Consider the following 21,644-nt stretch of genomic DNA (forward strand, 5'->3'; position numbering starts at 1 on the left):
TGGTGATCACCGTCGAACAGCTCGCCCAGCGCACCGCCGACGCCTTCGGGCAGGTGCGCGCCGACCTCGAGGACCTCGTGCGTATCCCGAGCGTGTCCTCGCCAGCCTTCGACCAGGCCCACGTGCGCGCCAGCGCCGAGGCCGTCGCGGAGCTCCTGCGCGGCGCCGGGTTGCCCCAGGTGGACATCCTCCAGGTGGAGCTACCCGACGGCGCGACCGGCCGCCCCGCCGTCGTCGCCCACCGACCGGGGCCCGACGGCGCCCCCACCGTGCTGCTCTACGCCCACCACGACGTCCAGCCCCCGGGCGAGGCGGCCGGGTGGACCTCCGCCCCCTTCGAGCCGGTCCAGCGCGGGGAGCGCCTGTACGGGCGCGGCGCTGCCGACGACAAGGCCGGGATCATGGCCCACGTGGGCGCCCTGCGCGTGCTCGGCGAGGACCTCGGTGTCGGCGTCACCGTGTTCGTCGAGGGCGAGGAGGAGATCGGCTCGCCGACCTTCACCCCCTTCCTGCACGCCCACCGGGACCGCCTCGCCGCCGACGTCATCGTCGTGGCCGACTCCAGCAACTGGAAGGTCGGCATACCGGCGCTGACCACCTCGCTGCGCGGGCTCGTGGACTGCGAGGTGGAGGTGCGGGTGCTCGACCATGCCGTGCACTCCGGCATGTTCGGCGGGCCCGTCCTGGACGCCGTCACCCTGCTGGCCCGGCTCATTGCCACCCTGCACGACGACGAGGGCACCGTCGCCGTCGCCGGGCTGGTCTCCCGCGACGACGCTGCCGTGGACTATCCCCACGACGAGCTGCGCGCCGACGCCTCCGTGGTTGAGGGCTACCGGCTCGCCGGCACCGGCCCGCTCGCCGCCCGCATGTGGACCAAGCCGGCGATCTCCGTCATCGGGCTGGACGCCACCTCCGTGGCCAAGTCGTCCAACACGATCGCCCCCGTCAGCCGGGCGAAGCTGTCGATGCGTATCGCACCCGGCCAGGACCCGGCCGACGCCGAGCGGGCGCTGCGTGAGCACCTGCTCGCCCACGCACCCTTCGGCGCCCAGGTCACGGTCACCCCGGGCGAACGCGGCCAGGCCTTCGACGCCACAGAGGACACCGAGGAGATGCGCAGCGCCCGGTGGGCGTTCCACCAGGCCTGGGGTCACGAGCCGGTCGACATCGGCGTGGGCGGGTCCATCCCGTTCATCTCCGAGCTCCAGGAGGTCTTCCCGCAGGCCAAGATCCTCGTGACCGGCGTGGAGGACCCGGACTCGCGCGCCCACAGCGAGGACGAGTCTGTCCACCTCGGCGAGCTGGAGAAGGTGGTGCTGGCCGAGGCGCTGCTGCTCGCCCGGCTGGCCAAGCAGGTCTGAGCGTGCACGTCCTCCTCGCCCCCGACCGTTTTTCCGGCACCCTCACCGCCGTCGCCGCCGCCCGCGCCCTCGCGCGCGGCTGGCGGGAGAGCGCCGCCGATGACGTCGTCTCCGAGGTCCCCATGTCCGACGGCGCCGCCGGGCTGCTCGACGTCGTCGCCGCCGCGCGGGGCGGCACGCTCGTCCCGGTGACGGTTCCCGGCCCCCTCGGGGTGGCGGTGCCCGCTGCCGTGCTCCACGTGCCCGGCCCGGGCGGGGGCACCGCCTACGTCGAGGCCGACCAGGTGCTCGGCGCCCACCTCGTGGCGGCGGCCGACCGGCGTCGCGCCGCCACCGCCGGCACGTCCGCCGGACTGGGTGAGCTGCTGCTCGCCGCAGTGGGGAGCGGGGCCGGTCGCGTCGTCGTCGGCCTCGGACCGGGTGTGGTGCATGACGCCGGAGCCGGGCTGCTCGCCGTGCTGGGCGGCACCGCCGCCGCGGGGGACCGGCGCGACGACCTGCTCGAGGCAGGTGGGCTCGCGCTCGCCGACCTCCGGGTCGATGACGTGCTCCTAGCGGCGGCTCGGGACGCCCTCGGAACGGTCGACGTCGTCCTGGCCCTCGCCGACGACGCCCCCCTCCTCGGGCTCCACGGCGCCGGCGCCATCCTCGGTCAGGATCCGGGTGTCGGCCCGGCCGTCGCCCAGGAGCTCGAACGCGCCCTCGGGCACGCGACCACCGAGCTCGAGCGCACCGCCGCGCGCCTCGTCCCGCGGCGCCCGAGCCTGGCGTTGGCGGACGGCGCGGCCCGGCCCGGCCCACCGGTCGCTGCGCGCTCACCCGGCGCCCAGGGTCATTCGGCCGGTGGTGCCACGGGCCACGCGCACGGTGCCGCGGCCGAGCCGGCCCGGTTGGCGCGCCGGTCGGGCACCGGCGCCGGCGGCGGCGCGGCGTTCCTTCTGCGGCTCCTCGGGGCCCGGGCGCTGGCGGGGGCCGAGCTGGTCGCGGACGCCGTCGACCTGGCCGGGCACGTCGCCCGCGCAGACCTCGTCGTCACCGGCGGCCGGGTGCTCGACGCAGCGGCGCTGACCGAGTCGGTGCCCGCCACCGTCGGGCGCCTGGCCATGGCGCGCGGCCTGCCCGTCGTGGCCGTCGCCGAGGAGGTCCACACGAGTCGTCGTGAGGTGGCCCAGATCGGGATCAGCGGCACGTACGAGGTGGTGGAGCGGCGCCGCGCCGGCGTGGCGGCCCCGGCGGGGGAGACGGGTACGGGCCATCCCGTGGCGCCCGCGCCGGCCGAGCTTCTCGCGGCCCGGGGCTCGCGGATCGCCCGCACCTGGTCCTCGTGAGGGTGGCGCCAACGCCGTGTCCGGCGCCCTTCGTCGTGGGTCGTGCCACACGCCGCAGGCCGTGCAACAACTGGCAGCAACGACGTAGGCTGCAACTCAGCGCGTAGGCTGGCGGGAACACGGCCGTCACCATGACGGTTGCATCCGTCGAGGCCGTCCATCGACGAAGCGGAGAGACGAATGAGCGAGATCACCGAGATCGCCACCCACGGGGTGGAGCTGACCGATGTCGCATCGAACAAGGTCAAGACCCTGCTCGAGCAGGAGGGTCGGGACGACCTGCGCCTGCGTGTGGCCGTGCAGCCCGGTGGCTGCTCCGGTCTGATCTACCAGCTGTACTTCGACGAGCGCCTGCTCGACGGGGACGCGGTGCGCGACTTCGGTGGCGTGGAGGTCGTGGTGGACCGCATGAGCGTGCCCTACCTCGACGGCGCCACGATCGACTTCGCCGACACGATCGAGAAGCAGGGCTTCACGATCGACAACCCGAACGCCGGCGGGTCCTGCGCCTGCGGCGACTCCTTCCACTGACCGACGGCGCCTGAGCCAGTCGATCTCGCGCGGCCCCGCGCCGGAGCACCCGGCACGGGGCCGTTGCGCTGCCCGGCCACCCCGGGTGCCAAGACACCCCGATATGGAGAACCTGTGCGTCGTCGCCCTACCGTCCTGACCTCCCTGGCACTTGCCGCCGCCCTGACCCTCGCCGCCTGCTCGGGCGGGGAGAGCGACCCGGAGCCGAGCGGCAGCGCCGACGAGACCGCCTCCGCCGAGGCCACCCCCGCCGGCACGGAGATGCCGCAGGTCGAGGGCGGGTTCGGCGAGGACCCGACGATCACCTTCCCGGGCAGCGGCGCGCCCGCCGACCTGCAGGTCGAGGTCGTGGAGTCCGGCGACGGCGACGAGGTCGGCGCGGACGACTACGTCATCGCCCACTACAAGGGCCAGGTCTGGGACGTCGACGAGCCCTTCGACAGCTCGTTCGAGCGTGGCGCCCCCACCGGCTTCAGCCTCAACGCCGTCGTCCAGGGCTGGAAGCAGGGCCTGACCGGTACCCACGAGGGCGACCGGGTGCTGCTCTCCATCCCCTCCGACCTCGGGTACGGCGACGACGGTCGCCCGCCGAGCATCCCTGGCGGCTCCACCCTGGTCTTCGTCGTCGACATCGTCGACGCCATCGCCCCCGACGCGTCGGGCCAGGCGGACGCCACCCCGGTCGAGCCGGCCCCCGACCTGCCCGTCGTCGTCGAGGGCGACCTCGGTGGCCCGGCCACCGTCCGTGTCGAGGAGGGGGCGCCGGAGCCCACCGTTGGCAGCGTCACGGTCATCGCCACTGGAACTGGCGAGGCCGTGCCCGAGACGCCCGGGACCACGCTGGTCCTCCAGCTCGCCGAGAACCTGTGGGACAACAGCCAGCCGAACTCCACCTGGGAGACCACCGGCGTGACCGACGGTGTGAAGATCGGCGGGGGTGGCCTCTTCGACCAGCTCGTCGGCGTGCCCGTCGGCTCGCGTGTCGTGCTCCAGCAGCCCGGCGCGCCTGGCGCGGACGGCGCGGAGGCCGCGCCGGCCATCGCCGGCGTGGTGGACATCGTCGCCGTGGTCCCCGCGCCCGCCGGCTCCTGACCCACGCTTCGCCACCGGCCCCGGTCCTGTCCCCCTGTGGGACGGGCCCGGGGCCGGCGTCGTTGTGCCGTGACGGGTTGGGGCGGCGTCGCGCGGTGAAGGTCCGGGCTGGCGCCGTCGTGCGGGAGCGGCCGCGTTGGCCGCATTCACCCCCGAAGCAGCCCCGGCGCTGGAGCGTCCGGTAAAGCGGACAATAGGGGCCGAAACGCCCGCAGGGATCTGACGGATCGTCAAAAATCGAGGCCTGAGCCCCGCCGTGGCGGGCGCGAACCGGCGCCGGGGACCGGTAGGGTGACCGACGAAGGACGTTGGTCCCGGGTTCGTGCGCGCGCTTGAGCGCTGCGCTCGGCTGGGCCTCGTCCGCCAGTACCACAGCACCGTGTCGGAAGGTCAGGTCCCGTGCGATCACCGTCTCTCTCCAAGGTGAGGCGCCCAGCGCGCACCCTCGCTCTCACCGCAGCGGTGGCGCTCGTCGCCGCCGGCTGCGCCGCCGAGCGCCAGTTTCCCAGCGAGCCGGGCAAGGGTGTCGACGTCGGCTTCCTGCCCTCCGAGCGAGGGCTGACAGATCAGACCTCCGGCATCATCGACCTCTGGAACGGGTCGTGGATCGCCGCGCTGGCCGTCGGCGTGCTCGTGTGGGGCCTGACGATCTGGTGCATCGTGGCCTACCGCAAGCGCAAGAACGACAACCAGCTCCCGGTGCAGCTGCGCTACCACGTGCCGCTCGAGCTGATGTACACCGTGGTGCCCATCCTGATGATCGGTGCCCTGTTCTTCTTCTCCAGCCGCGTGCAGGGCGACATCCAGGACGTCTCCGCCGAGCCCGACGTCGAGATCGAGGTCTACGGCAAGCAGTGGAGCTGGGACTTCAACTACCTCAGCGACGACGTCTACTTCTCGGGACACCGCGTCAACCTCACCGGTGAGGAGGGCGTGGAGGAGACGCTGCCCACCCTGTACCTCCCGGTGGACGAGACGGTCGAGTTCACTGTGAAGTCCCGCGACGTCGCCCACTCGTTCTGGATCCCCGCGTTCTTGTACAAGGTCGACAACTTGCCAGGCCGCGTGAACACCTTCCAGGTGACCCCGCAGCGCGAGGGCGTCTACTCCGGCAAGTGTGCCGAGCTGTGCGGGGAGTTCCACTCCGAGATGCTGTTCAACGTCGAGGTGGTGGATCGCGCCACCTACGACGACCAGATGGACCAGCTCCGCCAGGCCGGGCAGACCGGACGCCTCGGTGACGAGCTCAACCGCCAGTACAACGTTGTCGACGAGGTCGGCACCGAAGGGAGCCAGAACTGATGGCGGCCACCACCCAGGCTGGTCTGGACGTCGTGCCGGGGCTGCGTCCCCACAAGCAGGGCCTCGGCAAGACCCTCGTCTCGTGGATGACCTCCACGGACCACAAGACCATCGGGTACATGTACCTGATCACCGCGTTCATCTTCTTCTGCATCGGCGGTGTGATGGCCCTGCTGATCCGGGCCGAGCTGTTCGAGCCGGGGATGCTGCTGCAGTCCAAGGAGCAGTACAACCAGCTGTTCACGATGCACGGCACGATCATGATGCTGCTGTTCGCGACGCCGCTGTTCGTGGCGTTCGGCAACATCCTGGTGCCGGTGCAGATCGGCGCGCCGGATGTGGCGTTCCCGCGGCTGAACATGTTCGCGTTCTGGCTGTTCCTCTTCGGTGGCCTCATCGTGATCGCGGGCTTCCTCACCCCCAAGGGGGCGGCGAGCTTCGGCTGGACGGCGTACATGCCGCTGGCGAACGCGACATTCTCCCCGGGCCTGGGCGGTGACCTGTGGGTGCTGGGCCTGGCGATGACCGGTTTTGGCACGATCTTCGGGTCGGTGAACTTCATCGCCACGATCGTCACGCTGCGGGCGCCGGGCATGACGATGTTCCGGATGCCGATCTTCACCTGGAACATCCTCATCACCTCGATCCTGGCGCTGATGGCGTTCCCGGTGCTCGCGGCGGCCCTGTTCGGCATGGTGTACGACCGGGTGCTGGGCGGGCAGATCTACAACCCTGAGGCGGGCGGCGCGCTGCTGTGGCAGCACCTGTTCTGGTTCTTCGGGCACCCCGAGGTCTACATCATCGCGCTGCCGTTCTTCGGGATCATCTCCGAGATCGTGCCGGTGTTCTCCCGCAAGCCGATCTTCGGCTACAAGGGCCTGGTCTTCGCCACCATCGCGATCGCTGCCCTGTCCATGACGGTGTGGGCGCACCACATGTTCACCACCGGCGGCGTCGCGCTGAGCTTCTTCTCGTTGATGACGATGACCATCGCGGTGCCGACCGGGGTGAAGTTCTTCAACTGGGTCGGCACCATGTGGCGGGGGAAGATCACGTTCGAGACGCCGATGCTCTTCACGCTCGGATTTCTCGTGACGTTCCTGTTCGGCGGGCTGACCGGTGTGATCATGTCGAGCCCTGCGATGGACTTCCAGATCCACGACACGTACTTCATCGTCGCGCACTTCCACTACGTCGTCTTCGGCACCGTGGTGTTCGCGATGTACGCGGGCTTCTACTTCTGGTGGCCGAAGTTCACCGGCCGCATGCTTGACGAGAAGATCGGCAAGATCCAGTTCTGGTTGCTCTTCTTCGGCTTCCACAGCACGTTCCTCGTCCAGCACTGGCTGGGTGTGCAGGGCATGCCCCGCCGGTACCCGGACTACATGCCCGAGGACGGCTTCCAGCTGTACAACCAGGTGTCGTCGGTCGGCGCGATCATCCTGGCGGTCTCCACGCTGCCGTTCCTCTACAACGTCTACAAGACGCAGCGCGGCCCTCGGACCGTGTTCGTCGACGACCCGTGGGGCTTCGGGCAGTCCCTCGAGTGGGCGACGGCGTCGCCCTTCCCGCGGCACAACTTCACCTCGCTGCCGCGCATCCGGTCCGAGCGGCCCGCCTTCGACCTGCACCACCCGGAGGTCGCCGCGCTGGACCACGCCGAGCCGAACCAGGACGTCCTCGACTCCATCTACGCCGGCGCGGAGCGCACCGGCCGCACGCAGGTGCTCGAGGAGCGCGTGCGGCGTAACGACGACACCGAAGGGACCGGGCGATGAGTGAGCGACTGGTCGGCCACGCCGACGAGCATGCAGGCGGTCATGTCGAGCAGGCACAGTCCAAGCCGATGCGTGTCGAGGCGTGGCTCCTCAGCGCCGGCGTCGTCTTCTTCGTGCCCATCGGCGTGATCTACGGCTGGGCCTCGGACTGGGAGCCCGTCGGGGTGGTGAGCTTCCTCCTGCTCGGTGGCATGTTCGCCCTCGCCGGTGGCTACATGTGGCTCACCGCGCGGCGGATCGACCCGCGCCCGGAGGACAACCCGACCGCCGACATCGAGGACCGGGCCGGCGACGTCGGCACGTTCTCCCCGCACAGCTGGTGGCCGCTGGTGATGGGCGCCGGCGTCGCCCTCGCCTTCCTCGGCGTGGGCGTGGGCTGGTGGCTCACGGGCATCGGAGCCGTCGTCGCCCTGGTCGCCGTCGCCGGTCAGCTCACCGAGTTCTCCCGCGGGATGCACGCCCACTGAGCAGCGCACCTCGCGCAAGGAGGCCCCCGGACTTACGTCCGGGGGCCTTCTGCGTGCCAGGAGGCCGCTGCAGGAACCCGAGGAGGGGACCCAGCGTCATTGAGGGACGACCAAGGGCCCAGGAGTGTGCCACGAGGGACGACAAGGCCCCCAGGACGCATCCTGGGGGCCTTGTCGTCCCTGGAGGGCATCATGGCCCCGCCGAGGTCATCACGCGCCGACGAGAGGTCGTCAGGCCGGCACGATGAGGCCCGAGGCCTGGGTGGCGCGGCTGAGGCGGGCGGTCACGTCCTGCCAGTTCACGATGTTCCAGAAGGCCTTGACGTAGTCGGCCTTGACGTTGAGGTAGTCGAGGTAGAACGCGTGCTCCCACATGTCGAGCATGAGGAGGGGCAGCGTGCCGACCGGGACGTTGCCCTGCTGGTCGAAGAGCTGGAAGATCACGAGCTTCTTCGAGATCGAGTCGTAGGCCAGCACCGACCAGCCGGAGCCCTGGATGGACGTGGCGTTGGCCGTGAAGTGGTTCTTGAACTTCTCGAAGTCGCCGAAGCCGTCCTTGATGGCCTCCGCGAGCTCGCCCTCGGGCTCTCCGCCGCCCTCGGGGGAGAGGTTGTTCCAGAAGACGGTGTGGTTGACGTGCCCGCCGAGGTTGAACGCGAGGTTCTTCTCGAACAGGTTCACGGCCGCGAGGTCCCCCGACTCACGGGCGGCGGCGAGCTTGTCTAGGGCCGCGTTCGCGCCGTCGACGTACGCCTTGTGGTGCTTGTCGTGGTGCAGCTCCATGATCTTGCCGCTGATGTGCGGCTCGAGGGCGGCGTAGTCGTAGGGCAGGTCGGGCAGCGTGTACACAGCCATGAATGTCCTCCAGGCGTCGTGGGGTGCCATGCCGGCACCGTGTGCTTGTGGTCCCGGGAAGAACCCGGTCACAAGGGACAACCTATTCGGTTGCCGTCTGTTCCCGCCTGTCCATGGCCTGAGACACACTCCAGCGCGCCCGCGGGGCCCTGACCTCGGGAGACGTGGACAGTCGGACGGACCTGCCGCCGCGGACTGGTCGACGACCCTGCCCTTCTCGCGCCGGCAGGCGGACCGCGCGGCGCGCACACACGAAACGACGGCGGCCGGCCCCCAAGGGGAGCCGGCCGCCGTCGTTTCGTGCGGAACTCAGTCCTCGCGCGACCGGGCGAGCATCGCGACGGAGCTGGAGGCGGGCACGCCCGGGTCGTGGTGCCCCTGCGGCACCTCGAGCTCGACCTCGACGCCGCCGCCGCGGACCTGACGGGCCGGGCCCTCGTCGCCGAGGATCTCGCCGCCGTGGCCGGTGGCGGCCAGCTCGGCCGGGGTGACTGGCTCGACACGGTCCTCGTAGAAGAACCGGGACAGCTTGTGGCGGATCATGTCGGTGCGGTAGCCGGGCCGGTCCACACCGTTCCGGTCGGTCGCGGGCTCGATCTCGATCGGGCGGCGCGGCTCGTGCGCCACCAACAGCCACCGCTCGTGGTCGTCGAGCGGCTTGTGGACCTCCATGAACGCGCCGTTGGCCAGCTGCACCACGCGGCCGGTCTCGTGGCCGTGCAGGGCGAGCTCGCGGTCCCGGCGCTGCAGTGCCAGGCACGCACGCTTGGTGACGATGAAGGCGATGACCGGGCCGACGAAGAACAGGATGCGGAAGGCCCAGGTGATGTCGTTGATGGACAGGTCGAAGTGCGTGGCGAGGAGGTCGTTCGACCCGGCCAGCACGAGGATCACGAACGAGGTGAGCCAGGCGACACCCAGTGCCGTGCGCACCGGGACGTTGCGCGGGCGGTCGAGCACGTGGTGCTCGCGAACGTCCTTGGTGGCCGCCGCCTCGAGGAACGGGTAGACGGCCATGAAGGTGAACAGCAGACCCGGGATGACCACGCCGGGGATGAGGATGTTCAGCGACAGCGTGTAGCCGCCGATCATGACCTCCCAGCCCGGCATGAGCCGCAGGGCGCCCTCGAGGAAGAGCATGTACCAGTCCGGCTGGGCGCCGGCGGAGACGGGGGAGGGGTCGTACGGGCCGTAGTTCCAGACGTTGTTGATCGACAGGAACGTGCCCATCAGCGCCAGGAAGCCGAAGACGATGAAGAAGTACCCGGCCATCTTGGTGACGTACACCGGGAAGGCGGGGAAGCCGACGACGTTGCCGTCGGTGCGGCCGGGCCCGGGGTACTGGGTGTGCTTGTGCACGACCATCAGGATGAGGTGCACAGTCACCAGCGCGATGATCAGGCCGGGCACGAGCAGGATGTGCACGGTGAACAGGCGCGGGACGATGTCGGTGCCGGGGAACTCGCCGCCGAAGAGCCCGTAGCTGGCGTAGGAGCCGATGATCGGGATCGACTTGGCGACGCCGTCGGCGATGCGCAGGCCGTTGCCGGACAGGACGTCGTCCGGCAGGGAGTAGCCCGAGAAGCCGGCCGCGAGGCCGAGGATCAGCAGCGTGAACCCGATGAGCCAGTTGAGCTGGCGGGGCTTGCGGAACGCACCGGTGAAGAAGATGCGCATCATGTGCGTGACGATGCCGGCCATGAAGAGCAGGGCGGCCCAGTGGTGCATCTGCCGCATGAGCAGACCACCCTTGACCTCGAACGACATGTAGACGGTCGAGGCGTAGGCCGCGGACATCTCCATGCCCTGGTGGGACACCGGCAGGGCGTCCGTGGGGTAGGTCGTGTGGGTCATCGACGGCTCGAAGAACATCGTCAGGAAGATCCCGGTGATCACCAGGGTGACGAAGCTCCACAGCGCGATCTCGCCGAGCAGGAAGGACCAGTGCTCGGGGAAGATCTTCCGGGAGATGAACTTGACGGCCTTGCCGGCGCCGGTGTGGGTGTCGAGGTAGTCCGCGGTGGCGGCCATCGGCTTGGACGGCTTGTACCCGCTGTAGTGGTCGCGGGGGACTGTGGTGCTCACTTCAGACGCTCCCAGTAGGACGGGCCGATCGGCTCGGTGAAGTCGCTGCGCGCGACGAGGTAGCCCTCGTCGTCGACCGCGATGGGCAGCTGGGGCAGCGGCCGCTTGGCGGGGCCAAAGACCACCTTGGCCTCGTCGGTGACGTCGAACGTCGACTGGTGGCACGGGCACAGCAGGTGGTGGGTCTGCTGCTCGTAGAGGGCCACCGGGCACCCGACGTGGGTGCAGATCTTGGAGTAGGCCACGATGCCGTCGTAGGACCAGTCCGCGCGCTCGGGGCGCTCCTTGAGCACACGCGGGTCGACGCGGACCAGCAGGACGACCGACTTGGCCTTCTCCTCGTAGAAGTCCTCCTCGTCGTTCAGGCCCTGGGGGATGACGTGGAAGACCGACCCGATGGTGACGTCCGACGCCTTGATCGGGGTGTCCTCGGGATCACGGGCCAGACGCCGCCCGCGGGAGCCGTCCGGCAGGGTGCCGTACGTGCCTTCGGGGGTGTCGCCCCAGATCGTGTGCTTGAACTTCGAGACATCCCAGTCGTCGCCGAGGTTGCCGATGAGCGGCACGAGGATCGGCAGGGGAGCGAGCGCGGCGGCGCCGGCGATGGCGCCCTTGAGGACCGGGCGGCGGGCGATGCCCGACTCGTTGACGCCATCGATCATCATCTGGGCCGCGACCTGCTTGGTCTCCGGGTCCGACTCGGTCGGGTGCCGCAGCTCGATGCGCTCGTAGTAGAACATCACCGCCTTGGCCCAGTGGATCGCGGCGGCACCGATACCGAAGAACCCGATGCCCAGACCGAGGCCGAGCACCAGGGTGGAGAGCCGCACGTTGCCGAGCGTGCTGTCCAGCGGGATCGCGAAATATCCGACGACCGCGCCGATCGAGGCGAGGATCGACAGGGTGAAGAGGATGAGGACGAGCCGCTCGGCGCGCTTGCGCGCCCCGGAGTCGGCGTCGGTCAGGCGCGGGAGGTTCTCCTCGAGGCCGGGGTTCTCGAAGCGCTCGGGAACCTCCGTCGTCGGGGCGGGGTTGTACTGGTCGATGCTGCTCACGACGACTTCGCTCCGATCCAGACGGCCAGGCCGATGAGGCCGCCGATGCCGATCACCCACACCCACAGGCCCTCGGCGACCGGGCCGAGGGATCCGAACGTGATCCCTCCGACGGAGGTCTCCCGCTGCTCCATGAGGAAGGCGATGATGTCCTGCTTGCCCTCGGGGCTGATGTTGGCCTCGTTGAAGACCGGCATCGACTGCGGCCCGGTGAGCATCGCCTCGTAGATCTCGGTGGGCGTCGACTCGTAGAGGGCGGGGGCGTACTTGCCCTCGCTGAGCGCACCACCGGCGCCGACGGCGTTGTGGCACATGGCGCAGTTGGTGCGGAACAGGGCCATGCCGTTGGCGGAGTCGCCGGCCGCGGGGTCGACCTGGTCGGCGGTGGGGATGGTCGGGCCGGGGCCCAGGGATGCGACGTAGGCCGCGACCTGGCTGATCTGCTCGCCGTCGAACTGCGGTTCCTTCGCCTCCGCCTGCGGGGAGTTGTTCGCCATCGGCATGCGCCCGGTCGCCATCTGGAAGTCGACCGATGCGGCACCCACGCCGATGAGCGACGGCGCCAGGTCGGTGCCCTCGGCGTCCAGTCCGTGGCAGGTGGAGCAGTTCGCCTGGAACAACGCCTCACCCTGCTTGATGTCCTGGGCGGTTCCGGTGGTCGTCGCCTCCGCGGGGCGCGGGGCGAGCACGGCGTACAGGGCGCCGGTCAGGATCAGGGCGAGCAGCACCAGGACGGCCGGTGCGTACCGGCTCCTTCTGCTGGCGGCGAGTGCCTTCACGATGGCGATTCCTCGTTCGGGTTCGTGGGGACGGGCAGGGCAGAGGCCGAGGGGCCGGTGCTACCTGAGGACGTAGATGATGAAGAACAGGGCGATCCAGACCACGTCGACGAAGTGCCAGTAGTACGACGTGACGACCGCACTGCCCGCCTCGAGGTGGCCGAACCGCTTGGCGCTGAATGCCCGTCCGAGGACGAACAGGAACGCGATGAGGCCACCGATGACGTGGAGCGCGTGGAAGCCGGTGGTGATGTAGAAGACCGACCCGTAGGAGCCGGAGGAGATCGTCAGCCCGTGCTGGACGAGCTCGGCGTACTCGGCGACCTGACCGGACACGAAGAAGGCGCCCATCAGGAAGGTCAGCGTGTACCACTCGACCATGCCCCAGCGCGCGACGTTCAGCAGAGAACCCGTGCGGGTGGCCTGGAAGCGCTCGGCGGCGAACACCCCCATCTGGCAGGTGACCGAGCTCAGGACGAGCACGGTGGTGTTCGCGAAGGAGAACGGGAAGTTCAGGATGCTGGAGGTCTCGGTCCACACCTCCGGCCCAGCGACAGACCGGTGTGTGAAATACATCGCGAAGAGACCCGCGAAGAACATCAGCTCGCTGGACAACCAGACGATGACGCCGACCGACAAGGTGTTCGGCCGTGTCACCGATACGTGGGCAGCGCTCGGGGCAGCAGTGGTTGACGACACGACGTCATTATGGCCCAGGTCCGGGGCAGGATCGCCAGTTAGCGGCCGCGCGAGTCGCGCAAGAACCCAGAATCAGCGTACTGGCGCGGGATCTTTGCTGAACCGAGACCTTGGTCCCGGCCCGCTTTGTCGTGATCGTCCGGGTCTGTCCCGCGGGTCGCGACGTCCGGGATGGTGGTGCGGACCTCCGGCCGGTGGGCCGGTGCGGGGGACCGCGGCGCCGGGCCACTACCATTGGCGCCAGGACGGTGACGCGCGGCGCGCGCCGCCCGTGCACCCTTACACGCAACCGGCGCGGCCGTGGCCGCCGCCCGTGGGACCTCCTGGAGGACGACGATGACCAGCACCCAGACCACACCTGCACGTGCGGGGGATGAGACGGGGACGGTCGACCTGCTGATCTACAGCGACGACGTCGACACCCGACGGACGGTGATCGAGGCGGTGGGCCGGCGCGCCGCCAAGGGCCTGCCGCTGATCCGGTGGACCGAGGCCGCCACGCACGCGGGCGTGCTCCAGAAGGTCGCCGACGGCGACTTCGCGCTGCTCGTGCTCGACGGCGAGGCCGCGAAGGTCGGCGGCATGGCGGTGAGCCGGCAGCTCAAGAGCGAGATCTACAACTGCCCCCCGATCCTGCTGCTGATCGCCCGTCCGCAGGACGCCTGGCTGGCCACCTGGTCCGAGGCCGACGCCTACGTCTCCGCCCCGCTCGACCCGATCGACCTGCAGGAGGCGGTGGCGCTCCTCCTGCGCGAGCAGGCCGCGAAGTGAGTGCCGCGGTCAGCACTCACGCGCCCGAGCCGACCTGGCCCGGTCTGCTCCTCCAGCTGGTCCACCGCCAGGACCTGACCGCCGCCGAGACGGCGTGGGCCATGGACCAGGTCATGCAGGGTCTGACCTCACCGACGGTGCTCGCGGGGTTCCTCGCCGCCCTGGCCACCAAGGGGGAGACGGTCGAGGAGCTGCGCGGCCTCGCGGACGCCATGCTCGATCACGCCATGCCCATCCACGTGCGCTCCGACGTCGTCGACATCGTGGGCACCGGCGGGGACCGGCTGCAGACGGTCAACATCTCCACCATGGCCTCGCTCGTGATCGCCGCCGCCGGGGTGGGGGTGGTCAAGCACGGCAACCGGGCGTCGAGCTCACGCTCCGGGTCGGCCGACGTGCTGGAGGCGTTGGGGGTGGACCTGAACCTGGAGATCCCGCGCGTCGAGTCGGTGTTCGCCGAGCTGGGGATCACGTTCTGCTTCGCGAACCTCTTCCACCCCTCGTTTCGGCACGCGGCGGTGGCCCGCAAGGAGCTGGGGATCGGCACGGCGTTCAACCTGCTGGGCCCGCTGACCAACCCGGCCCGCCCCCGGGCAGGAGCGATCGGTGTCTCCGACGCGCGCACGGCCCCGCTCGTGGCCGGTGTCCTGGCGAGCCGCGGCACCCGGGCGCTGGTGTTCCGGGGGCAGAACGGGCTCGACGAGCTCAGCGGGACGGTTCTCAACGAGGTGTGGGAGGTCCGCGACGGCGCCGTCACCGAGCACACGGTCGACGCCGTGCGGGAGCTGGGCCTCGCCCCGGCCACCGTGGCGGACCTGCGCGGTAAGGACGCGACGTACAACGCCGGCGTGGCCCGGGACATGCTCGCCGGGCGGGCCGGACCGGTCCGTGAGGCGGTGCTGCTCAACGCCGCCGCCGCGTTCGTGGCCGACGGCACCCTCCCGGGCACGTCGGAGGGTCGACTGGTCGCTCGGCTCGCCATCGGTCTCGAGCACGCCGCACGCTCGGTCGACTCCGGGGCAGCTGCGGACCTGCTCGAGCGCTGGGTGACGCTGACGCGCTGAGCCCCGCCACCCACGCGCGCCCCGGCTCCGAGACATCGGTGCCGGGGCGCTGTCGGTCGTGGCAGTGACGGTTGGTGCAGTGACGGTTGGTGCAGTGACGGTTGAGCAGGAGACAGTCACCGCGGCGCGGGCCTGTTGCGCCGAGACCTGCCTGTTGCGCCGAGACCTGCCGGTGGAACGGCAGGTGTGGGTCGCTAAGTGCAGGTCTCGCCGCTCTTTAGAAGCTCACGAGATCGAGCTCCCGCGCCGCAGAGCTCCGACCAGCACGGGGGACATCACCCTCGCGCCAGTCGCACTATTCGGCCTTGCTGGCCACGGCGGTTGGGGTCGTCGGGGTTCAAACGAGTGCGTGCGCGATGACAGACATCGACACGGAGCCGTGCTGGAAACGAAATGGCCGAAATGGCTGAAAAAAACAACCACCTCGGCCATTTCGTTGGTGGCTCTGGCCCGATCGAGGCGGATCTGTCCGATGGGCTGCGGACCAGCTGGGACGAGGTCGCCCCACGTCACCGGCCCACTACACTGTCCGCCTCTGTCCGCGCATGCTCTATCAGTCGAGTCCGATGTGGAATGCCTGCTCGAGGTCGTGCTGGGAGTAGGCCTGGAACGCGATGTAGGTCTTCATGCCCTTCACGCCCTCCACCTTGCCGACGTGGTCGGCGACGACCCGCGCGAGGTCCTCGTGCTCGCGCACCCGGGCGATGGCGATGAGGTCGATGTCCCCGGTCACCGAGTACACCTCGCTGATGCCCTCGAGGTCGGCCACCTGCTGGGCGACCTCAGGGATTCGGGCGACGTCGGCGTCGATGAGCACGATGGCGGTCAGCATGTTCGCTCCTTGATCGTTATGGGGGCGCGGGGCGCACGCAGGCGCGCCGCGCGGCGGGATCTTGAGCCCATCATCCTCTGGCCGGCAGGCGGTGTCGTGCAGCGCCGCGCACCGGGCACGCCAGGGGCACCTCCCCCTGCACGACCTCGACCAGCCGGACCCCGGGCCGCTCGAGCCAGGTGGCGACCAGCTCCGACTCCTCCACGGGAGCTGCACCGCACGCGGTGTCCGGTGCGGGCACGGCCTCGGCGCTGACACGCAGCGACTCGGCCACGAGGACCGGGTCGATGCCGCGCGGGGCGACGGCGGTGCCGGCGAGCCTGCCGTGCCGCACCAGGACGAGCTCCCACCCGCCGGCGTCGCGGCGGCGTGCGGCGAGGATCTCCGGCGTGGTCACCAGCGGCCGCAGCCGCTCCGCGCGCCGGGCACCGGCCAGCAGGGCATGGAGCCGATCACGCTGGGTGGCCGCCTCCTCGTAGCGTTGCTGCGCAGAGAGCGCGCGAATCTTCTCGTGCAAGGCCGTGACCACGTCGTCCACGTCGGTGCGCAGAGCCTGCCGGACGCCGTCGGCCACGCGGGCGTAGGCGTGGGCGTCCTGCCCACCGGTGCAGGGGGCGCCGCACCGGCCCATCTCGGCGAGCGCGCAGGCGCTCGCGCCGGTTCGCGGGACGAGCGGGAGCCGCGCGTTGCACCGCCGGACGGCGACCGCCTCCTGCAGGGCCTCGAGCGCCTCGGTGGCGGCGCGGGTCGAGGTGAACGGCCCGAGCGCCTGGTCCATCAGCGAGGCGGGCAGCTTGCGGACCACGCTCAGGCGCGGGTACGCCTCGTCGGTCAGGCGCACCCACGGCCTCCGGTCGGGACGGCGGGAGCGGCGGTTGTAAGGCGGGTCGAGCTGGGCGATCAGCCGCAGCTCGCGGACCTGCGCCTCCAGGACGGTCGCGCACGGGATGTGCCGCACGGCCGCGGCGATGTCGAGCATCTCCCCGATGCGGGCGCGTTTCTCCGCGGCAGTGAAGTAGCTGCGCACACGCCGGTACAGGTCGGTCGCGGTGCCGACGTAGAGCACCTCCCCGCCCGGGCCGATGAACTGGTATACGCCCGGGGCGTGGGGCAGGCCGTCCGCCAGGGTCGACTTGCGGCGCCGCTGGTGCGGGACCGGGTCCGACGCGGTGGCCAGGTCCTCCAGGTGGGTCACCCCGACCGGGGCGAGCCTACCGAGCAGGGCGTGGAGGACGTCGACGGTGGCGCGGGCGTCGTGCAGGGCGCGGTGGTCCGGAGTGACGGCCGTGGAGAACAGCGCCGCCAGGGTGCCGAGCTTGTGGTTCGGCGCCTCGTCCTTGGTCACCACCCGGCGCGCGAGCTTGACCGTGTCCACGATGGGCGGGCGGGGCCAGACGAGGTCCATCCGCTCCGTGGCGTGGCGCAGGAACCCGGCGTCGAACGCGGCATTGTGCGCGACGAAGACCGAACCGCGGTCCAGGCCGGCGAACTCGAGGAAGGCGGGCAGCACCTCGGTGATCGGCGGCGCCTGGATCACCATGGCGTTGGTGATCCCCGTGAGCACCGTGATGGTTGGCGGGATGGCCATGCCGGGGTTCACGAGCGTCTGGAACTCGCCGAGCACCTCACCGCCGCGCACCTTCACGGCGCCGATCTCCGTGATCTCGGACCCGGTGGGGGAGCCGCCCGTGGTCTCGAGGTCGACGACGACGAAGGTCACCTCGTGCAGGGGGGTGCCCAGATCGTCCAGCCCGAGCTGGACGGGGGTGCCGGTGCCGCTCGCCGCGCGGGTGGCGTCGTCGAGCGCCAGACGGCGACCCTGGGCGACCTCGAGGAGCGAACGCTGCATGCCGGTCACGCTAGGTGCCGGCACTGACATCGCCCGGCAGGCGCCCCCGGCGAGGCGGCGGACGAGCCCGCCCGCTTTCCTCTCCCCCCGGCTCCCCCCGCCGCCTACCCGCGAGATGTCATCTTCTCCGTGAGATGTACATCTCACGGAGAAGATGACATCTCGCGGGCAGGGCGGGGCGGGTGTTGCCGAGTCTCAGCGGGACTCGGTGGCGCGCCGCGCCGCGGCGCCCACGTAGAACTCCTCCACGGCGTCGGCGTAGTCGCCGAGCACCTTGTCGCGCTTCACCTTCAGCGACGGTGTGAGGTAGCCGTTCTCGACCGTGAAGTCGCCCTCGAGCACGTGGAACGCCCGGATCGACTCGGCGCGGGAGACCTTCGCGTTGGCCCGGTCGACGGCCATCTGGATGTGCTCGCGGACCATCGGGTCGGTCCTGGCCTGCTCGGCCGTGAGCGCCTCGCGCCCGTGGTTGGCGAGCCAGCCGGGCAGCATCTCGGCGTCGAGCGTGACGAGGGCGCCGATGAACGGCCGCTGGTCGCCAACGACCACGCACTGCGAGACCAGCGGGTGCGCCCGGATGGAGTCCTCCAGCGGCGCCGGGGCGACGTTCTTCCCGCCCGCGGTGACGATGATCTCCTTCTTGCGGCCGGTGATCCGCAGGTAGCCGTCCTCGTCCATGGACCCGATGTCCCCGGTGTGGAACCATCCGTCGCGCAGGCAGGCGGCGGTGGCCTCGGGGTCGTTGTGGTAGCCGCGGAAGACCGGGACGCCCTGGACGAGGATCTCGCCGTCCTCGGCGATCCGGACGGCCGTGCCGGGCAACGGTGGGCCCACCGTGCCGATCTTGATGCGCTCAGGCCGGACGACGTTGGTGGGTGCGGTCGTCTCGGTCAGCCCGTAGCCCTCGAGCACCCGTAGTCCGACGCCCCGGTAGAAGTGGCCCAGGCGCTCGCCCAGCGGCGCGCCGCCGGAGACGGCGTAGGTCGCCTGACCGCCCAGCGCCGCCCGCAGCTTCGACAGCACGAGCTTGTCGGCCAGCCGGTGCTGGGCCTTGAGGATGGCGCCCGGCCCGCCCGTGTCGAGCGAACGGGACCAGGTGATGGCCACCTTCGCCGCCCAGCGGAAGATCTTCAGCTTCAGCCCACCGCCGGTCTTTTGCTCCGAGGCGTTGTAGACCTTCTCCCACACGCGCGGCACCGAGAGGATGAACGTGGGCCGGAAGGTGGCGAAGTCCGCGACCGCCTGCTTGGCGTCTGCGGTGTGACCGAGCGGTCGCCCGGACAGCAGGACCAGGACCTCGACGAACCGCGCGAAGACGTGCGCCAGCGGCAGGAAGAGCAGCGAGCGTGACCCGGGCTGCTCGAAGACCTCCTTGATCGCCTCGATCGCCTCGAGGGACACGTTGACGAAGTTGCCGTGCGTGAGCTCGGCGCCCTTGGGTCGTCCGGTGGTGCCGGACGTGTAGATGATGGTGGCGAGGTCGTCCATGCCCACCGAGGTGTGCCGCGCCTCGAGCTCGGCGTCGGGCACCGCCGAGCCGAGCTCGGCGAGTGAGTCCAGCGCGCCGTCGTCGATCTGCCACAGGTGCTGCAGCGTGGGCAGGCCGCCGTCCTCGGACCGGGCCTGCTCGACGACGGCGGCGTTCTCTGCCGTCTCCACGACCACCGCCATCGCGCCGGAGTCGGCAAGGATCCACTGGGCCTGCTCGGGGGAGCTGGACTCGTAGATCGGCACGGGGACAGCGCCGGCGTGCCACGCCGCCAGGTCGAGGAGGGTCCACTCCAGGCGGGTGCGGGACATGATGCCCACGCGGTCGCCGCGCTGAACACCGGCCGCGATCAGGCCCTTGGCGACCGCCTCCACGCGTGCCAGGGTCCATGCGGCGTCGTGCCGCACCCAGGCGCCGTCGACCTTCTCCTCGTACAGGACCGCCGTGGGCCGCTGCTTGGCGTGGTCGACCAGGTAGTCGGTGATGCTGCGGCCAGGGTCGACCTCGACCCGACGAGGCACGCGGAATTCGTCCATGCTGTCTCCAGTGGCAGTAGGGCTGCTGCCCGGAGCGTAACGGCCCAGGTCGCCGCCGGGGCACGGGTTGGCGCAAGCGGCGTGGCGCGGGCCCGCAAGACCTGCGCGGGCACGACGATGGGCAGCAACGAGGACGAGGAGCGTGGGCATGGACGCCATCGGCGTGGACATCGGCGGGACGAAGATCGCGGCAGGGGTGGTCGCCGACGACGGCACCTTGCGCGCGCAGCGCTGGTACGACACCGATCCGGGCGACCCCGCCGCCATCGAGGAGTCCGTGATCCGGGCGGTGTCGGAGCTGCGTGAGGAGCACAAGGTGGCCGCGGTGGGCGTGGCGGCGGCCGGCTTCATCAGCCCACGGCGCGACGCCGTGCTGTTCGGCTCGAACATCGCGTGGCGTGACCACCCGCTGCGGAACCGGCTCGCGGCCGGCATCGACCTGCCGATCGTCATCGAGAACGACGCGAACGCCGCCGGGTGGGCGGAGTTCCGCTTCGGCAGCGGTCGCGACGCCGAGCACATGGTGATGGCCACGGTCGGCACCGGTCTTGGCGGCGCGATCGTCGTCGACGGGCGCCTGCTGCGCGGGGCGTTCGGCGCGGCCGGGGAGATCGGGCACATGCAGATGGTGCCGGGCGGTCACTACTGCGGCTGCGGGCACGAGGGCTGCTGGGAGATGTACGCCTCTGGGCGGGCGCTGACCCGGGCGGCGCGCGCCGCCGTCGTGGCCTACCCGGACCGGGCGGGCGCGCTGGTGGACCTGGCCGGTGGGCCGAAGATCAAGGGCCCGCACGTGACGCAGGCGGCGCAGGCGGGCGACCCGCTCGCCGTCGAGCTGTTCGAGGACCTGGGGTTCTGGTTGGGCGCGGGCATCGCCGACCTCGCCGCGATCGTGGACCCGGAGATCGCCGTCATCGGCGGCGGCGTGGCGGCGGCCGGTGACCTGTTGCTGGAACCGGCCCGTGAGTCCTTCCGCAGCCACCTGTCCGCGCGCGGCTACCGCGGCGAGCTGACCGTCCAGCTCGCCGAGCTGGGCAACGAGGCCGGCATGGTCGGCGCGGCGGACCTCGCCCGCACCTGAGGCGGGGGAACTGCCGCGGGGGCAGCGCTCTCATAGGGCAGCGCGCTCAGACGACGGCGCCGTCAGACGACGGCGCCGTCAGACGACGGCGCCGTCGGAGCGGTCGTCGGGGTCAGAGCCGTCCGGCATGCGCCACAGGAGCAGTGCGACCCCAGCGAGCATCGTCAGGCCCAGCACGGTAAGCACGGTGGAGGGCAGGGGCCGCCATGCGATCGCCAGGACGATGGCGACCACCACCGAGCCGACCGCGGCCACCCAGCCCAGCGTCAGGGCGGGGTCGGCGTGCGAGAGCGGCTCGGGCTCGGGCGGGACGTACCCCTCGTCGTCGTCCTCGTCCGCGACGTAGTCCCGCGGACCGGGGAGCGGTAACGCACCCGTCGCGCCGGGTGCCGCGCCGCTCGCGGCGTCGACCCGGCCGACGGCGTCGGCCGTGCCGTCGTCCGTCCAGCCCACGGTGTTCCCCGGGCCGTCCGGCCGGGCCCCCTCGGTGGTGGGGCCGCCGTCGGCGGAGGGCCCTCGCGCGGGGTCGCGTGGCGGGTCCGCGACGGCCGGGACCTCGAGCTCGCCGAGGGAGGCGGTGAGCTCGGCCCAGCGGGCCGCGACGGTGGCGTCATCGAGCGAGTCGCTCGAGTCGTGCTCCCCGTCGCGGGTAGGTCCTGCCATGGAGATCACTCTAGAGTGAACGAA

General features: G+C 70.9%; 19 protein-coding genes. 10 read left to right on the top strand and 9 right to left on the bottom strand.

Features of this window, described 5'->3' with window-relative positions; translation table 11 throughout:
- Positions 1-2: 2 nt before the first annotated feature.
- The 7 genes from FE374_RS08325 to FE374_RS08355 all read left to right on the top strand — a co-directional run bounded on the left by FE374_RS08325 (position 3) and on the right by FE374_RS08355 (position 7,862).
- On the top strand, positions 3-1,364 hold the full coding sequence (locus tag FE374_RS08325) for a dipeptidase (RefSeq protein WP_139928148.1): 1,362 nt from the start codon (positions 3-5) through the stop codon (positions 1,362-1,364).
- 2 nt (positions 1,365-1,366) lie between these two features.
- A complete protein-coding gene (locus FE374_RS08330) occupies positions 1,367-2,692 on the top strand; it encodes a glycerate kinase (RefSeq protein WP_168205631.1) in 1,326 nt (441 codons plus the stop codon).
- Between the two features lie 180 nt (positions 2,693-2,872).
- The gene (locus FE374_RS08335) at positions 2,873-3,223 is read left to right on the top strand and encodes a HesB/IscA family protein (RefSeq protein ID WP_139928152.1); all 351 of its coding nucleotides are present in this window, start codon (positions 2,873-2,875) and stop codon (positions 3,221-3,223) included.
- A 114-nt stretch (positions 3,224-3,337) separates the two neighbouring features.
- On the top strand, positions 3,338-4,315 hold the full coding sequence (locus FE374_RS08340) for an FKBP-type peptidyl-prolyl cis-trans isomerase (protein ID WP_139928154.1): 978 nt from the start codon (positions 3,338-3,340) through the stop codon (positions 4,313-4,315).
- A gap of 423 nt (positions 4,316-4,738) precedes the next feature.
- On the top strand, positions 4,739-5,617 hold the full coding sequence (ctaC, locus tag FE374_RS08345) for an aa3-type cytochrome oxidase subunit II (RefSeq protein ID WP_230978515.1): 879 nt from the start codon (positions 4,739-4,741) through the stop codon (positions 5,615-5,617).
- Positions 5,617-7,395 (top strand): aa3-type cytochrome oxidase subunit I, encoded by a 1,779-nt coding sequence (gene ctaD, locus FE374_RS08350; protein ID WP_139928158.1) that lies wholly within the window; start codon positions 5,617-5,619, stop codon positions 7,393-7,395. Before ctaC ends, ctaD begins: the two co-directional genes overlap by 1 nt.
- The gene (locus FE374_RS08355; protein ID WP_230977225.1) at positions 7,392-7,862 is read left to right on the top strand and encodes a cytochrome c oxidase subunit 4; all 471 of its coding nucleotides are present in this window, start codon (positions 7,392-7,394) and stop codon (positions 7,860-7,862) included. Before ctaD ends, FE374_RS08355 begins: the two co-directional genes overlap by 4 nt.
- A gap of 231 nt (positions 7,863-8,093) precedes the next feature.
- On the opposite strand, the gene FE374_RS08360 is transcribed toward FE374_RS08355, so the two are convergent.
- The 5 genes from FE374_RS08360 to ctaE all read right to left on the bottom strand — a co-directional run bounded on the left by FE374_RS08360 (position 8,094) and on the right by ctaE (position 13,335).
- The gene (locus FE374_RS08360) at positions 8,094-8,717 is read right to left on the bottom strand and encodes a superoxide dismutase (protein WP_139931473.1); all 624 of its coding nucleotides are present in this window, start codon (positions 8,715-8,717) and stop codon (positions 8,094-8,096) included.
- Between the two features lie 309 nt (positions 8,718-9,026).
- Positions 9,027-10,748, bottom strand: coding sequence for a cytochrome bc1 complex cytochrome b subunit (qcrB, locus tag FE374_RS08365; RefSeq protein WP_139931474.1), 1,722 nt, complete (start codon positions 10,746-10,748; stop codon positions 9,027-9,029).
- A gap of 50 nt (positions 10,749-10,798) precedes the next feature.
- Positions 10,799-11,857 carry a cytochrome bc1 complex Rieske iron-sulfur subunit gene (gene qcrA / locus FE374_RS08370; RefSeq protein ID WP_179957360.1) on the bottom strand — a complete coding sequence of 353 codons (1,059 nt, stop codon included), beginning with the start codon at positions 11,855-11,857 and terminating at the stop codon, positions 10,799-10,801.
- Positions 11,854-12,636 carry a cytochrome bc1 complex diheme cytochrome c subunit gene (gene qcrC, locus FE374_RS08375; protein WP_139928162.1) on the bottom strand — a complete coding sequence of 261 codons (783 nt, stop codon included), beginning with the start codon at positions 12,634-12,636 and terminating at the stop codon, positions 11,854-11,856. The genes qcrA and qcrC overlap by 4 nt, the downstream gene beginning before the upstream one ends.
- A 60-nt stretch (positions 12,637-12,696) precedes the next feature.
- Positions 12,697-13,335 carry an aa3-type cytochrome oxidase subunit III gene (ctaE, locus tag FE374_RS08380; protein WP_139928164.1) on the bottom strand — a complete coding sequence of 213 codons (639 nt, stop codon included), beginning with the start codon at positions 13,333-13,335 and terminating at the stop codon, positions 12,697-12,699.
- A 336-nt stretch (positions 13,336-13,671) separates the two neighbouring features.
- Here ctaE and FE374_RS08385 point away from each other — a divergent pair, with 336 nt between their 5' ends.
- Positions 13,672-14,106 (top strand): response regulator transcription factor, encoded by a 435-nt coding sequence (locus tag FE374_RS08385; RefSeq protein ID WP_139928166.1) that lies wholly within the window; start codon positions 13,672-13,674, stop codon positions 14,104-14,106.
- On the top strand, positions 14,103-15,170 hold the full coding sequence (gene trpD, locus FE374_RS08390; RefSeq protein WP_139928168.1) for an anthranilate phosphoribosyltransferase: 1,068 nt from the start codon (positions 14,103-14,105) through the stop codon (positions 15,168-15,170). The genes FE374_RS08385 and trpD overlap by 4 nt, the downstream gene beginning before the upstream one ends.
- 553 nt (positions 15,171-15,723) lie before the next feature.
- On the opposite strand, the gene FE374_RS08395 is transcribed toward trpD, so the two are convergent.
- From FE374_RS08395 to FE374_RS08405, 3 genes are all read right to left on the bottom strand, one after another.
- Positions 15,724-16,002 carry an Lrp/AsnC family transcriptional regulator gene (locus FE374_RS08395; RefSeq protein ID WP_139928170.1) on the bottom strand — a complete coding sequence of 93 codons (279 nt, stop codon included), beginning with the start codon at positions 16,000-16,002 and terminating at the stop codon, positions 15,724-15,726.
- 70 nt (positions 16,003-16,072) lie between these two features.
- Positions 16,073-17,851 carry a DEDD exonuclease domain-containing protein gene (locus FE374_RS08400; RefSeq protein ID WP_139928172.1) on the bottom strand — a complete coding sequence of 593 codons (1,779 nt, stop codon included), beginning with the start codon at positions 17,849-17,851 and terminating at the stop codon, positions 16,073-16,075.
- A 195-nt stretch (positions 17,852-18,046) separates the two neighbouring features.
- Entirely contained in the window at positions 18,047-19,876 is a 1,830-nt protein-coding gene (locus tag FE374_RS08405) for an AMP-dependent synthetase/ligase (protein WP_139928174.1), read from the bottom strand.
- A gap of 148 nt (positions 19,877-20,024) precedes the next feature.
- On the opposite strand from FE374_RS08405, the gene FE374_RS08410 reads away from it, so the two are divergent.
- Positions 20,025-20,957 (top strand): ROK family glucokinase, encoded by a 933-nt coding sequence (locus FE374_RS08410; RefSeq protein ID WP_139928176.1) that lies wholly within the window; start codon positions 20,025-20,027, stop codon positions 20,955-20,957.
- 78 nt (positions 20,958-21,035) lie between these two features.
- Here FE374_RS08410 and FE374_RS08415 read toward each other — a convergent pair whose 3' ends face one another.
- A complete protein-coding gene (locus FE374_RS08415; protein WP_139928178.1) occupies positions 21,036-21,620 on the bottom strand; it encodes a hypothetical protein in 585 nt (194 codons plus the stop codon).
- Positions 21,621-21,644 lie beyond the last annotated feature (24 nt).

The sequence above is a fragment of the Georgenia yuyongxinii genome, assembly GCF_006352065.1.
Classification (GTDB): Bacteria; Actinomycetota; Actinomycetes; order Actinomycetales; family Actinomycetaceae; genus Georgenia; species Georgenia yuyongxinii.